General features: G+C 44.6%; 15 protein-coding genes. All 15 read right to left on the reverse strand.

Annotated features, from left to right (window positions below):
* Position 1 precedes the first annotated feature (1 nt).
* The 15 genes from rpsC to rpoC all read right to left on the reverse strand — a co-directional run bounded on the left by rpsC (position 2) and on the right by rpoC (position 14,551).
* Positions 2 to 667 carry a 30S ribosomal protein S3 gene (gene rpsC, locus NSS82_RS31985; protein WP_038573452.1) on the reverse strand — a complete coding sequence of 222 codons (666 nt, stop codon included), beginning with the start codon at positions 665 to 667 and terminating at the stop codon, positions 2 to 4.
* Positions 668 to 680: 13 nt separating this feature from the next.
* Positions 681 to 1,013 carry a 50S ribosomal protein L22 gene (gene rplV / locus NSS82_RS31990; RefSeq protein WP_036680546.1) on the reverse strand — a complete coding sequence of 111 codons (333 nt, stop codon included), beginning with the start codon at positions 1,011 to 1,013 and terminating at the stop codon, positions 681 to 683.
* A gap of 33 nt (positions 1,014 to 1,046) precedes the next feature.
* The gene (gene rpsS / locus NSS82_RS31995; RefSeq protein ID WP_036652940.1) at positions 1,047 to 1,325 is read right to left on the reverse strand and encodes a 30S ribosomal protein S19; all 279 of its coding nucleotides are present in this window, start codon (positions 1,323 to 1,325) and stop codon (positions 1,047 to 1,049) included.
* Between the two features lie 76 nt (positions 1,326 to 1,401).
* Positions 1,402 to 2,232: a 50S ribosomal protein L2 gene (rplB, locus tag NSS82_RS32000; RefSeq protein ID WP_036680541.1), complete on the reverse strand. Its 831-nt coding sequence runs from the start codon at positions 2,230 to 2,232 to the stop codon at positions 1,402 to 1,404.
* Between the two features lie 29 nt (positions 2,233 to 2,261).
* Positions 2,262 to 2,555, reverse strand: coding sequence for a 50S ribosomal protein L23 (rplW, locus tag NSS82_RS32005; RefSeq protein WP_036680537.1), 294 nt, complete (start codon positions 2,553 to 2,555; stop codon positions 2,262 to 2,264).
* A complete protein-coding gene (gene rplD, locus NSS82_RS32010; RefSeq protein ID WP_036680536.1) occupies positions 2,555 to 3,178 on the reverse strand; it encodes a 50S ribosomal protein L4 in 624 nt (207 codons plus the stop codon). The genes rplW and rplD overlap by 1 nt, the downstream gene beginning before the upstream one ends.
* Positions 3,179 to 3,203: 25 nt before the next feature.
* Positions 3,204 to 3,827, reverse strand: a complete 624-nt coding sequence (gene rplC, locus NSS82_RS32015) for a 50S ribosomal protein L3 (protein ID WP_036680532.1) — start codon at positions 3,825 to 3,827, stop codon at positions 3,204 to 3,206.
* Positions 3,828 to 3,869: 42 nt separating this feature from the next.
* Entirely contained in the window at positions 3,870 to 4,178 is a 309-nt protein-coding gene (gene rpsJ, locus NSS82_RS32020; protein WP_017692074.1) for a 30S ribosomal protein S10, read from the reverse strand.
* Positions 4,179 to 4,403: 225 nt separating this feature from the next.
* A complete protein-coding gene (locus tag NSS82_RS32025) occupies positions 4,404 to 5,753 on the reverse strand; it encodes a globin-coupled sensor protein (RefSeq protein WP_341109927.1) in 1,350 nt (449 codons plus the stop codon).
* 259 nt (positions 5,754 to 6,012) lie between these two features.
* Entirely contained in the window at positions 6,013 to 7,203 is a 1,191-nt protein-coding gene (gene tuf / locus NSS82_RS32030) for an elongation factor Tu (protein WP_036680523.1), read from the reverse strand.
* 109 nt (positions 7,204 to 7,312) lie between these two features.
* The gene (gene fusA, locus NSS82_RS32035; RefSeq protein WP_036680521.1) at positions 7,313 to 9,391 is read right to left on the reverse strand and encodes an elongation factor G; all 2,079 of its coding nucleotides are present in this window, start codon (positions 9,389 to 9,391) and stop codon (positions 7,313 to 7,315) included.
* Between the two features lie 47 nt (positions 9,392 to 9,438).
* Complete coding sequence (rpsG, locus tag NSS82_RS32040; protein ID WP_036680520.1) at positions 9,439 to 9,909, reverse strand: 30S ribosomal protein S7; 471 nt, start codon at positions 9,907 to 9,909, stop codon at positions 9,439 to 9,441.
* Positions 9,910 to 9,954: 45 nt separating this feature from the next.
* A complete protein-coding gene (gene rpsL, locus NSS82_RS32045; protein WP_036680518.1) occupies positions 9,955 to 10,374 on the reverse strand; it encodes a 30S ribosomal protein S12 in 420 nt (139 codons plus the stop codon).
* 133 nt (positions 10,375 to 10,507) lie between these two features.
* Positions 10,508 to 10,759: a ribosomal L7Ae/L30e/S12e/Gadd45 family protein gene (locus NSS82_RS32050; RefSeq protein ID WP_038573459.1), complete on the reverse strand. Its 252-nt coding sequence runs from the start codon at positions 10,757 to 10,759 to the stop codon at positions 10,508 to 10,510.
* Positions 10,760 to 10,939: 180 nt separating this feature from the next.
* Positions 10,940 to 14,551, reverse strand: a complete 3,612-nt coding sequence (gene rpoC / locus NSS82_RS32055) for a DNA-directed RNA polymerase subunit beta' (protein ID WP_036680514.1) — start codon at positions 14,549 to 14,551, stop codon at positions 10,940 to 10,942.
* Positions 14,552 to 14,574: the final 23 nt, after the last annotated feature.

The following is a 14,574-nucleotide window of genomic DNA, read 5'->3' on the forward strand; positions in this document are numbered from 1 at the left end:
ATTAGTTGCCTCCTTCCTGAGCAGCTTGTTTCTTAGCTGGGGGAAGAACTTCTCCACGGTAGATCCATACTTTTACGCCAATAAGACCGTAAGTTGTATGTGCTTCAGCCGTTCCGTAATCGATATCGGCACGAAGCGTATGAAGTGGAACTGTTCCTTCGCTATAACCTTCTGAACGAGCAATCTCAGCTCCGCCAAGACGTCCGCCCACTTGAGTTTTAATCCCTTTTGCGCCAGAACGCATAGTTCTTTGAATCGCTTGTTTGAGGGCACGACGGAACGATACACGACGTTCCAATTGTTGAGCAATGCTCTCAGCTACAAGAATTGCATCCAATTCAGGGTGCTTGATTTCATTGATGTTGATGTGTACTTTTTTGCCACCAGCGATTGCTGTAACTGCGCTGCGAAGTACTTCTACTTCTGCTCCGCCTTTACCAATAACCATACCTGGTTTAGCTGTATGAATTGTAACGTTCACGCGGCTAGCCGCTCTTTCGATCTCGATATGGGAAACAGCGGAATCCTTCAATTTGCCTTTAAGGTATTCCCGGATTTTGACGTCTTCCATCAGAAGAGTACCGAAATCTTTTCCTGCATACCATTTAGATTCCCAATCGCGAATAATACCGATTCGGAGTCCGATTGGATTTACCTTTTGACCCACGTGTTATCCCTCCTTATTTCTCAGATACCACCAGTGTAATGTGGCTCGTGCGTTTATTGATCCGACTTGCGCGGCCCATGGCGCGCGGACGGAAACGTTTCATAGTAGGTCCTTGGTTAACGAAAACCTCGCTAACGAACAAACTGTTCACGTCCAAAGAATAGTTATGCTCAGCATTCGCAATTGCCGAATTAAGCAACTTTTCAACGACCGGAGAAGCGGATTTCGGAGTGTGGCGAAGAATAGCAATTGCTTCCCCCACTTGCTTACCACGAATCAAGTCAACAACCAGTTTCGCTTTACGAGCGGAAATTCGCACCGATCTTGCATGTGCTTTTGCTTCCATTGTTTAACCTCCTTTCAAACAGAGACCTTATTATTATCTTCTTGTTTTCTTATCGTCACCCGCGTGGCCTTTGTAAGTACGTGTTGGCGCGAACTCGCCCAACTTGTGACCTACCATATCTTCTGTTACGTATACAGGCACGTGTTTACGGCCGTCATATACACCAAACGTATGTCCGATAAACTGAGGGAAAATGGTTGAGCGACGGGACCAAGTTTTAACTACAACCTTTTTCTCAGCCTCGTTCAGTTCCTCAACTTTTTTAAGCAGGTAGCCATCGATAAACGGCCCCTTCTTTAAACTGCGACCCATGTGTGAATCCTCCCTTCATCCGGTTCTTCAAACCGCGAATCGACGCTTCGCGCTTTATTAACTTGCCAGAAGCGTCTTATTTAGTGCGGCGGCGAACGATATATTTATCAGATGCCTTGTTTTTCTTACGCGTTTTGTAACCAAGGGTTGGTTTGCCCCATGGAGACATTGGCGATTTACGTCCGATTGGAGCGCGACCTTCACCACCACCGTGTGGGTGATCGTTAGGGTTCATTACTACCCCGCGAACTTCAGGACGACGGCCGAGCCAGCGACTACGTCCAGCTTTACCGATTTTGATCAATTCGTGATCTTCGTTACCTACGGAACCGATAGTTGCACGGCATACGCTAAGGATCTTACGAACCTCACCGGATGACAAACGAACGGAACAGTATTTTTCTTCTTTACCAAGCAATTGAGCTTCTGTACCAGCTGCACGAACCAATTGTCCGCCTTTACCTGGTTTCAACTCAATGTTGTGGATAACTGTACCTACTGGAATGTTCTCCAGTGGAAGACTGTTACCAATTTTGATGTCGGCCGCAGGACCGGACTCTACTTTATCCCCAACTCTTAGACCTTTAGGAGCGATGATATAACGTTTCTCTCCATCAGCATAGTGGATCAAAGCAATATTAGATGTGCGGTTCGGGTCATACTCGATTGTAGCAACGCTACCTGGTATGCCGTCTTTAGTCCGCTTGAAGTCGATAATACGGTATTTACGTTTATGTCCGCCGCCATGGTGACGAACCGTAATTTTACCTTGGTTGTTGCGTCCCGCATGTTTGAACAGCGGAGAAAGCAACGATTTCTCTGGCTGGTTTGTTGTAATTTCTTCAAACGTAGACACGGACATAGCGCGTCTTGCCGGAGAGGTCGGTTTGTACTTTTTGATTGGCACTGTAGTTCCCTCCTTACTTCAACAGAGTATTATTCTACCGCTTCAAAAAATTCAAGCGGTTTGCTGTCCGGGCTAAGCTTAACGATGGCTTTTTTCCACTCTGGAGTGTAACCAGAATATTTACCATAACGTTTCAGTTTGCCAGGTACGCGCATTGTGTTCACATTTGTTACTTTTACTTTGAAAATAGCCTCGACAGCTTTTTTGATTTCGGTTTTGTTAGCACGGATATCCACTTCAAAAGCGTATTTCATTTCGCTCATGTAGTCGGAAGTACGTTCCGTAATCACCGGACGTTTGATAATATCACGAGGATCTTTCATTACGCGAACACCTCCTCTACCTTCAGAACTGCTTCTTTAGTGATGATCAGTTTGTCGTACGTCAGTACGTCAAGAACATTAATGCCGTCAGCCGCTACGAATTTCACCCCAGGGATGTTACGAGCGGAAAGTGCTACGTTATCATCATAGCTAGTAGCTACGATCAACGCTTTACGATCTACTTTCAGATTGTTCAAGATTGCTGCGAATTCTTTCGTTTTCGGAGCATTCATTGTCAAGCTATCCAATACGATAATGTCATTCTCGAGTACTTTCGAGGACAAAGCGGATTTGATCGCCAAACGACGAACCTTCTTAGGCAGTTTCCAGGAATAGCTACGTGGTGTTGGTCCGAAGACAACGCCGCCGCCTTTCCATTGTGGAGAACGAATGGAGCCTTGACGAGCGCGACCTGTACCTTTTTGTTTCCAAGGTTTACGTCCACCGCCACGAACTTCAGAACGTCCTTTTACTTTGTGTGTACCACGACGTAGGGAAGCTCTTTGCATAAGCGCAGCTTCATGTAGAACGTGCTCATTCGGTTCAATACCGAATACTGTATCGCTCAGTTCCACTTCACCAACTTCGTTGCCACTAATATTAAAAAGTGTTACTTTTGGCATTTCATGTTCCTCCTTTCTTCAATAATTATTTCTTAACGGTTTGTTTAACTTTCACGAAGCTGTTTTTAGGACCTGGGATAGCGCCTTTAACCAGCAATACGTTACGTTCAACATCAACCTTGATAATTTCAAGCTTTTGAACCGTAATAGTCGTGTGACCCATATGTCCTGGAAGGCGTTTGCCCTTAGGAACACGGTTAGCTTGGATAGAACCCATGGAACCCGGTCTTCTGTGGTAACGCGATCCGTGTGCCATTGGTCCGCGGCTTTGTCCCCAACGTTTGATGTTACCTTGGAAACCTTTACCTTTAGATGTACCAGTTACGTCAACAAATTCGCCCTCAGCAAAGATATCAGCCTTCAGCTCTTGTCCAACCTCGAGAGACCCGAGATCAACACCGCGAATTTCACGAACGTAGCGCTTAGGTGTTGCATTTGCCTTTTTGGCGTGACCCTGTTCAGGCTTATTGGAGCGTTTTTCTTTTTTATCAGAAAAGCCCAATTGCACTGCTTCATATCCGTCGATATTCAGGTCTTTCTTTTGCAGTACTACACAAGGTCCTGCTTCGATAACAGTAACAGGAATTACGTTACCTTCTGGAGTAAACACTTGAGTCATACCGAGTTTTTTTCCTAAGATACCTTTCAATGTTGACACCTCTTTTCTTTTCCTAAGTTACTTAAAATAGAATTACAATTTGATTTCGATATCTACACCGGACGGTAGATCCAAGCGCATCAAGGCATCCACAGTTTGTGGTGTTGGGTTCACAATATCGATCAAACGTTTGTGAGTCCGTTGTTCAAACTGTTCACGGGAATCCTTGTACTTGTGTACCGCACGGAGAATAGTAATGATTTGCTTCTCAGTTGGTAACGGAATCGGCCCGGACACACCTGCACCCGAACGTTTTGCTGTTTCAACAATCTTCTCAGCGGATTGATCAAGAATTCTGTGGTCGTATGCTTTCAAGCGAATACGAATTTTTTGCTTTGCCATTTTAGTCCCTCCTTCTATCGCCCAATTTGGTATCGGACATACTCCGTGAAAATTTTCTGACCTCGTCCCCATGGCAAAGGGGCCGGGTGTGTCAGTAACCTCTCACATCATCGCAACGTCTCAGAACAACATTTATTATTATATATAATAGGCAGCAGTATTGCAAGCAAAAATAGAAAAACAACGCATATTTTTTTCATGCGCTGTTCTTCTACTATATATATGTTAAAGATTCTCTGTCGCAGACTTAAAAATCTCTGCGGAGGAAGCAGTCTGAGCCGTTGCAGTTCCGATCCCCTCAATGGTTTGGATTAAGGTTCTTATTTCTTCTTCCACTATTACAATCTCCTGTGTACTGCTACGCATAGCGTCTACAATATCAGAGAACAAAAGACTAGTCTCGACCGATTGGTGTTTCCCATTCTTAGTTAAGTCCTGCACCTTACGAATCTCTTCTACAACCTGCTGAGTGAGGAGTCCTGATTTATTTGTTAGCTCTACGATCTGAATCACAGTATTCTTAGTATCCTCCGCAAGCCGGCTAACTTCTTGAGCAACCACACTAAACCCTCTACCATGCTCACCAGCTCTTGCGGCTTCAATCGTTGCATTAAGTGAGAGGATTTTAGTCTGATCAGCAATTTCCCTTACTGAGTTCACAATTTTTTGAATTTGTTTAGAGGAATCGCTTAACTCAATGATCGAGTCTTCCATCTCACTGGTGGTCTGATATATGAGATTAATTTGCTCAGTCAAATCGTCCAAGTGTTCATGCCCATCTGCAGCTAATCCCTGTGACTCCAGAGCGGATGAAGCCGTACGTTGGAATGTTCTACTTACTTCATTGCTGCTTGCCACTAGCTGCTTCACAGCAGCATTAGTATCGATGCTATAATCTATCAGTTCAACGCTAAACTCTGAAATTTTTTGTTTCAATTCATTTTTCACTAATAAATATTGCTCCTCCTTCTCTCTTATATTCTCCTTCTCATATTCTTCTAGCACCAATTGCTGCTCGAGATTAAGCAGTTTAGTCACCGTCTGAACCACTCGAAGGCGTATAATGTCATCGTTTGTTTCATTATATATAACGCGTATAAATACGTTCTGAAGATTCTGAAAAGCAGATAAGTACCATTTAGGCTCAAGTCCTACTCTTTTATGAATATTAGCGATCATTAGACGCTTTGCTATGTACTCATCGTCAACCTTTCCATTAAAAATCTCTAGGATATGACCACGCAGAGTAGTTTTTAACCTATCTATACTGCTATGTTCCAAAATAATAGCTTCGAGTTTATTTACACCTAATACAGAATTGTAAAATTGATCAATGATATAGTCTATATTCTGCTCAACAACAGGTTTCACCCTGCGTAGTAAGTTCAGATCTGCTTCAGTCAGATCAATCATCCTCATCTGCTCGTTAAGTTCGCCATGTCCTTCCAGTTTATGAAAAGACTCCGCAACAGAATGATTCTGATCCTTGAAGTCTAAGGAACGAGAGGCAGGAGAATCCACATTATTATTACGTGCAGTTAACGCATGCATGAAGGAAAAAGGACATTTCCCCATATTAACACCCTCCCACAACTCCTATTATTTTACATTATTATACCTCCTTCATTTTACTCTAAGATTAGTATAATTGTAAACAATCGATTGTTGTAATTTGACGAATTATGTAGAAAAAGATCATATTGTTATGCTTTATTATCAATTGGTGTCGAATAATAAATCTTTCTCAAAAAAAAAAAAAAAGCCCCTGATTCTCCGCAAGAAGAATCAGGGGTGTTTGTAATTCGGAATCTACCCGCAGATAGAAGTCGAATTATTATTTTTGGATAGAAGCTACGCTACCAGCACCAACTGTACGGCCACCTTCGCGAATGGAGAATTTAGTACCTTCTTCAATAGCGATTGGGGAGATCAGTTGTACGGTTACGGAGATGTTATCACCAGGCATAACCATTTCAGTACCTTCTGGCAAGTTGATGATACCAGTTACGTCAGTTGTACGGAAGTAGAACTGTGGACGGTATCCAGTGAAGAAAGGCTTGTGACGGCCACCTTCTTCTTTTGTCAGAACGTAAATTTGAGCAGTGAACTCAGTGTGTGGTTTAACGGAGTTCGGCTTAGCCAATACTTGGCCACGCTCGATCATGTTACGGTCAACACCACGAAGCAATGCTCCGATGTTGTCCCCAGCTTGAGCGGAATCCAGCAATTTACGGAACATTTCTACGCCCGTAACTACGGATTTCTTAGTATCTTCATGAATACCAACGATTTCGATTTCTTCTCCGACTTTAACTGTTCCGCGTTCTACGCGACCAGTTGCCACAGTACCGCGGCCAGTGATGGAGAATACGTCTTCGACAGGCATCAAGAAAGGCTTGTCAGTTTGACGCTCAGGAAGTGGAATGTACTCATCGATTGTTTCAAACATTTCGATGATTTTTTTAGCGTAATCGCCATCTGGGTTTTGCAGAGCTTCACGAGCAGAACCACGGATGATTGGAGTATCGTCGCCTGGGAAGTCATACTCGCTAAGCAAGTCGCGAACTTCCATTTCAACCAATTCCAACAACTCTTCGTCTTCAACCATGTCGCATTTGTTCAAGAAGACAACGATGTAAGGAACGCCTACTTGACGGGACAACAGGATGTGCTCGCGAGTTTGTGGCATTGGGCCATCAGCTGCGGATACAACCAGGATAGCTCCGTCCATTTGCGCTGCGCCAGTGATCATGTTTTTAACATAGTCGGCGTGACCAGGGCAGTCTACGTGAGCGTAGTGACGGTTAGGAGTTTCATATTCAACGTGGGAAGTGGAAATTGTGATACCACGTTCGCGCTCTTCAGGAGCTTTGTCGATTTGATCGAATGCGATAGCTGCGCCACCGTAAGTTTTGGACAATACAGTAGTGATTGCAGCAGTCAGAGTCGTTTTACCATGGTCGACGTGACCAATAGTACCGATGTTAACGTGCGGTTTGTTACGTTCAAACTTTGCCTTTGCCATTTGAACAGTTCCTCCTTAATGTGGGGTTCCTTATATTTGAGCCGCCCGCATACGTGTAATCTTAGATGACTGAGTGTTTATACCCGGGACGGCAAGTTAAAACTGGTAATTATTCAGCGCCTTTGTTCTTTGCAGCGATCTCTTCCGCAATGGATTTAGGAACTTCTTCATAGTGAGAAAGCTCCATTGAGAATACGCCACGTCCTTGTGTACCAGAACGAAGTGTTGTAGAGTATCCGAACATTTCGGAAAGAGGCACCTTAGCACGGATAATTTGCGCTCCACCACGGGAATCCATACCTTCGATACGGCCACGGCGGGAGTTCAGCATACCCATTACATCACCCATATATTCCTCAGGAACAGTTACTTCTACTTTCATGATTGGCTCAAGCAGGACAGGCTTACACTTGTCTTTAGCTGCTTTGAGTGCCATCGAACCGGCAATTTTAAATGCCATTTCGTTGGAATCGACATCATGATAAGAACCATCTACGATGGTAGCTTTAACGTCTACTAGCGGGAAGCCAGCAAGTACGCCGTTTTTCATTTGTTCTTCAATACCCGCAAGTGCAGGAGCGATGTACTCTCTAGGAACCGAGCCACCCACAACTTTACTTTCGAATTTGCTACCAGTACCTGGTTCGAGGGGTTCAAATTCAACCCATACGTGACCGTATTGACCACGACCACCAGATTGGCGTACAAATTTACCTTCGACGCGAGCAGGTGCCTTGAACGTTTCGCGGTAAGCAACCTGTGGTTTACCCACATTGGTTTCTACTTTGAACTCACGACGCATACGGTCGATGATGATGTCCAAGTGAAGTTCACCCATACCAGCCAGGATTGTTTGGCCTGTTTCTTCATCAGTGTGAGCACGAAGAGTTGGATCCTCTTCAGTCAACTTTCCGAGAGCAACACCCATTTTATCTTGGTCAGCTTTAGTTTTTGGTTCAACAGCGATCTCGATAACTGGATCAGGGAAGTTCATTGATTCCAGAATTACTGGATTCTTCTCATCACACAGTGTATCACCTGTACTGGTATCTTTCAAACCAACAGCAGCTGCGATGTCGCCAGAATACACGATGGAAATTTCTTGACGGCTGTTCGCATGCATTTGAAGGATACGACCAATACGTTCACGCTTGTTCTTAGTTGCATTAACTACGTATGATCCGGACTCAAGTACGCCTGAGTAAACACGGAAGAACGTAAGTTTACCAACATAAGGGTCTGTCATGATTTTAAATGCCAAAGCTGCAAACGGCTCTTCATCCGAAGAGTGACGAACAGCTTCTGTACCGTCATCAAGATGTCCAGTAATAGCTGGAACGTCAAGAGGAGATGGCAAGTAATCAACAACAGCATCCAGCATAAGCTGAATCCCTTTGTTTCGGTAGGAAGATCCAGCAATTACAGGGAACAATTTAACTTCAACTACGCCTTTGCGAATTGCAGCTTTAATTTCCGGAATTGTAATTTCTTCGCCTTCCAAATACTTCATAGTCAGATCCTCATCAAGTTCAGCAACTTTCTCGATCAACTCGAGACGCAGCTCCTCAACTTTGGCCAAATATTCTTCCGGAATATCCGTTACTTCGATGTTTTGGCCCAGATCATCTCTGAACATGTGTGCTTTTTGCTCAACTAGGTCGATAATACCAGTGAAATCACTTTCTGCACCAATTGGCAATTGAATAGCAACTGCATTGGCTTGAAGGCGATCACGCATAGTTTCGATTACGTTAAGGAAATCCGCACCGATAATGTCCATTTTGTTTACATATGCAATCCGGGGAACGTTATAACGGTCAGCCTGTCTCCATACGGTTTCAGACTGAGGCTCAACGCCCTCTTTTGCACTAAATACACCAACTGCCCCATCCAATACACGCAGGGAACGTTCAACTTCAACAGTGAAGTCAACGTGTCCTGGGGTATCAATGATATTGATGCGGTGACCTTTCCACGCAGCAGTCGTAGCAGCGGACGTAATCGTGATTCCGCGCTCTTGTTCTTGCTCCATCCAGTCCATTGTAGCAGCACCCTCGTGAACTTCACCGATTTTGTGCGTACGGCCTGTATAGAAAAGAATCCGCTCTGTGGTAGTTGTTTTACCAGCATCAATATGCGCCATGATCCCGATGTTACGTGTATTTTTTAAGGAGAACTCTCTAGCCATGAAATGGATCTCCCTTCAAAATATAAGTTATTTGAATGACCTTTATCCTACCAACGGTAGTGAGCGAACGCTTTGTTTGCTTCAGCCATTTTGTGTGTATCTTCACGTTTCTTAACAGAAGCGCCTGTGTTGTTGGAAGCGTCGATGATCTCAGCCGCCAAACGCTCTTCCATAGTCTTCTCACCGCGGTTGCGAGAGTAGTTTACGAGCCAACGTAATCCCAGAGCAGTACGTCTCTCCGGTTTAACCTCGATAGGTACTTGATAGTTAGCACCACCGACACGACGAGCTTTGACTTCCAAAACCGGCATGATATTCTTGATGGCAGCTTCGAAAACTTCCATCGGATCTTTACCCGTACGTTCTTCAATCAATTTGAATGAATTGTACAGAATGCTTTGAGCGACACCTCTTTTACCACCCAGCATAATGCGGTTAATCAAACGAGTAACCAACTTGCTATTATACAACGGATCTGGCAATACGTCTCTCTTTGTAACTGGACCTTTGCGTGGCATGGATATCCCCCTTTCTTAAATGTTTATTATTCAGATATTGTTATCTTACTTCTTAGCTTTAGGACGTTTTGCACCGTATTTAGAACGAGCTTGCATCCGGTTAGCTACACCTGCTGTATCCAAAGCACCACGAACGATATGGTAACGAACCCCTGCAAGGTCCTTTACTTTACCTCCGCGAAGTAATACAACACTGTGCTCTTGTAAGTTATGTCCGATACCCGGGATATAAGCTGTTACCTCGAGACGGTTCGTCAAACGAACACGGGCATATTTACGAAGCGCTGAGTTTGGTTTACGTGGAGTCATTGTGCCTACACGAGTGCACACACCGCGTTTTTGCGGAGCGCTCAAATTTGTAGCCTCACGCTTGAGGGCGTTATACCCTTTTTGAAGAGCGGGAGATTTAGATTTTTCGATTTTGGCTTGACGGCCTTTACGAACCAATTGGTTAATTGTTGGCATGTTGTTGCCACCCCCTTCCTGAAATGATAGTCGATTTAAGAACTCTAAGCCCACAGACCCAGGCGGTTCATAAAAAGACAAATGAAAAGTTCTTGCCGCTGGTGTTCACCCCAGTACAAAAACATTTCTGTAGCTATTGTTTTAAGACGGCTGCCATCGCAGCGCCAACTTCTATTCCGCAGGCCTTGCCCAAATTCAGCATCGTATCCACATATGTGATCTTAACACCTTGTTTGTTACAAAGCAAAACTATCCTGGAAGTAAGCCTTTGATCTCCGTCCTCTGCCACATAGACTTCTGCGGCTAGGCCCAACTCTACCGCCTTGACGGTTTGTTTGGTACCGATCTTGACCTGAGCATCCTGTAGTCCTCTATCATCAGTCATTCTCTTTACCTCCAATGAACAAGGATAACATGGCTACTCACGCACCTTAGACATTTTAGCATTATCAATAGATGGTGTCAAGAAATTCAGCAACAATTTTTATAGAAATTATACACAGCAGAACACTCATGCCACACCTATGAGTAGGTATGACATGAGCACACTACCATGATTGCTAATTTATTCAGCAGGAACCGTCTCTAATGATTCAAGTTCGCTTTCTGCATTTGGATCACTTAGCTTAACGTTACGGTAACGGTTCATCCCAGTACCTGCAGGAATCAACTTACCGATAATAACATTTTCTTTAAGTCCAAGCAACTTATCTACTTTACCTTTGATAGCAGCGTCTGTTAGGACACGAGTAGTTTCTTGGAATGATGCAGCTGACAAGAAGGAATCAGTTTCAAGAGACGCCTTGGTAATACCGAGCAAGACTGGTTTAGCAACAGCAGGCTCTTTACCAGACAAGATAGCTTCCTTGTTAGCACCTTCGTACTCATGAATATCCGCAAATGCACCTGGCAACAGACTTGTGTCACCTGCGTCAATAATACGGATCTTCCGAAGCATTTGCTTGATCATAACTTCAATGTGCTTATCATTGATCTCAACGCCTTGGTTACGGTATACACGCTGTACTTCTTGCAGAATGTAGTTTTGTACCCCACGGATCCCTTTGATACGCAGCATTTCTTTAGGGTCAATCGAACCGTCTGTCAGCTCATCGCCGGCTTCGATTTCTTGGCCTTCGCTAACACGTAGACGTGAACCATAAGTTATGGAATAAGTCTTGGATTCTGCTTCACCTTGAACCTCGATTTCGCGACGGTCTTTGGTTTCACGGATTTCCTTGATTACGCCATCGATCTCACTGATTGTAGCTTGACCTTTAGGGTTACGAGCTTCAAACAACTCCTGAATACGCGGCAAACCTTGAGTGATGTCATCACCGGCAACACCGCCGGTATGGAACGTACGCATTGTAAGCTGGGTTCCTGGTTCACCGATAGATTGTGCGGCAATAATACCAACTGCTTCACCAATCTCAACGTGTTTACCAGTTGCCAAGTTACGTCCGTAACATTTCTTACAAACACCATGACGGGCACGGCAGCTCAGTACAGAACGAATTTGCAGCTTAGTTACACCTGCGTTTACAATTGCCTCCGCTTTATCGGAGTCAATCAAATCATTGCGGTGAACAATGATTTCGCCTGTTTCTGGGTGACGAACAGTTTCGAAGCAGTAACGACCTTCAATACGGTCATACAGATCCTCGATAACCTCTTTACCATCCTGAATACGACTAACTGTGAAGCCTTTATCGGTTCCACAATCTTCTTCACGGACAATAACGTCCTGGGCAACGTCAACAAGACGACGTGTCAGATACCCTGAGTCAGCGGTACGAAGTGCGGTATCGGCAAGACCTTTACGCGCTCCGTGAGTGGAGATAAAGTACTCCAAGACGGTAAGACCTTCACGGAAGTTCGCCTTGATTGGCAATTCGAAAATCCGACCTGAAGGTGTTGCCATCAGACCACGCATACCACCCAGCTGAGTGATCTGCGATTTGTTACCACGCGCTTTAGAGTCAACCATGAGCATGATAGAGTTGAAACGGTCCATCGACTTAAGCAGGATGTTCGTAAGATCATCCTTAGTCTTCGACCAGATCTCAATAACACGGTCATACCGTTCGTCATTGGTGATCAAACCACGGCGATATTGGTTAGCAACCACATCAACCTTAGCTTCAGACTCTTTCAGGATGGTAACCTTTTCCTCAGGAACAATAACGTCCGACACGGCAACTGTAACACCAGAACGTGTGGAGTAAGTGAATCCGAGCTGTTTAATTTTATCCAAAATCATAGAAGTTTTGGTTGTGTGATAAGTTTCAAAACAACGAGCAATTATCAGACCCAGATATTCTTTACCTACAGCACTGGCTTCTGGAGCGGATTCAATCAGCTCGCGAATGTTCGCGCCTTTTTCGTAGATAAAGTATTTCTCTGGTGTGCCGTGCAGCAAGTTGGTTTTGGTTGCTTCGTTGATATAAGGGAAACTACTTGGGTAGATTTCATTAAAGATGATCTTACCGATCGTAGTAATCAACATTGCATTTTGTTGTTCTTCCGTAAAGCATGTTTTGCCAAGTGCTTTAGCCGGAATAGCAACACGAGCATGAAGTCCTGCAGTTCCGCGTTGGTAAGCTGATACAGCTTCGTTAACGGTACGCAGAATCATACCACTACCCTTTTCTTCCTTGTTATCCATGGTCAAGTAGAAAGTACCAAGGACCATATCCTGGGAAGGTGTTACAACTGGCTTACCGTCTTTAGGGTTCAAGATATTACCAGATGCAAGCATGAGAATGCGTGCTTCCGCTTGAGCTTCTGCAGACAGAGGAACGTGCACCGCCATTTGGTCACCGTCAAAGTCGGCATTGTACGCCGTACATACGAGTGGGTGAAGACGAATAGCATGACCTTCCACCAAAATCGGTTCAAATGCTTGAATACCGAGACGGTGAAGTGTTGGTGCGCGGTTTAGAAGCACTGGGTGTTCTCTAATTACTTCTTCGAGTACATCCCAAACTTCAGGACTTACGCGTTCAACTTTACGTTTCGCGCTCTTTATGTTGTGGGCAAGGCCCTTATTAACCAATTCTTTCATAACAAAAGGCTTGAACAATTCTAGCGCCATTTTCTTAGGAAGTCCGCACTGATACATCTTGAGGTACGGTCCTACAACGATAACGGAACGTCCAGAGTAGTCAACCCGTTTACCGAGCAAGTTCTGGCGGAAACGTCCTTGTTTACCTTTCAGCATATGGCTGAGCGATTTAAGCGGACGGTTACCAGGACCGGTTACCGGACGTCCCCGACGGCCGTTATCGATGAGAGCATCGACAGCTTCCTGGAGCATCCGTTTCTCGTTCTGCACGATAATGTCAGGAGCACCGAGATCAAGCAGTCTTTTCAGACGGTTGTTCCGGTTAATAACACGGCGATAGAGATCATTCAAATCGGACGTAGCAAAACGGCCACCATCCAACTGAACCATCGGACGAAGCTCCGGAGGAATAACCGGAAGAACATCCATGATCATCCAATCAGGCTTGTTGCCGGAGTTACGGAATGCTTCAATGACTTCCAGACGTTTGATCGCCCGGTTACGGCGTTGGCCTTGGGCCGTACGCAGTTCTTCTTTGAGGAATTCCAGCTCTTTATCGATGTCGATATCTTGAAGAAGCTTTTTAACAGCTTCAGCACCCATGCCGGCTTGGAACCCGTAACCGTATTTTTCACGGTAGCTACGATATTCTTTCTCGGACAGAAGTTGTTTCTTTTCCAGTGGAGTTTCACCTGGATCCGTTACAACATAAGATGCGAAATAGATAATTTCTTCAAGTGATCTTGGAGACATATCTAGTGCAAGCCCCATGCGGCTTGGGATACCTTTGAAATACCAGATATGAGATACCGGAGCAGCCAATTCAATGTGACCCATACGTTCACGACGAACTTTAGCACGGGTAACCTCAACGCCACAACGGTCGCAGACTACGCCCTTATAACGGACACGTTTGTATTTACCGCAATGACATTCCCAGTCTTTTTGTGGTCCAAAGATACGCTCACAGAAAAGACCCTCTTTTTCCGGTTTCAATGTACGATAGTTAATGGTTTCCGGTTTCTTAACTTCTCCGCGGGACCATGAACGAATCTTCTCCGGAGAAGCGAGTCCGATTTTCATAAATTCAAAATTGTTAACGTCCAACAAGGAGCAACCCTCCTTAACCTAAT

It is taken from the genome of Paenibacillus sp. FSL H7-0735 (assembly GCF_038008505.1).
In the GTDB taxonomy this organism is placed as follows: domain Bacteria; phylum Bacillota; class Bacilli; order Paenibacillales; family Paenibacillaceae; genus Paenibacillus_AQ; species Paenibacillus_AQ odorifer.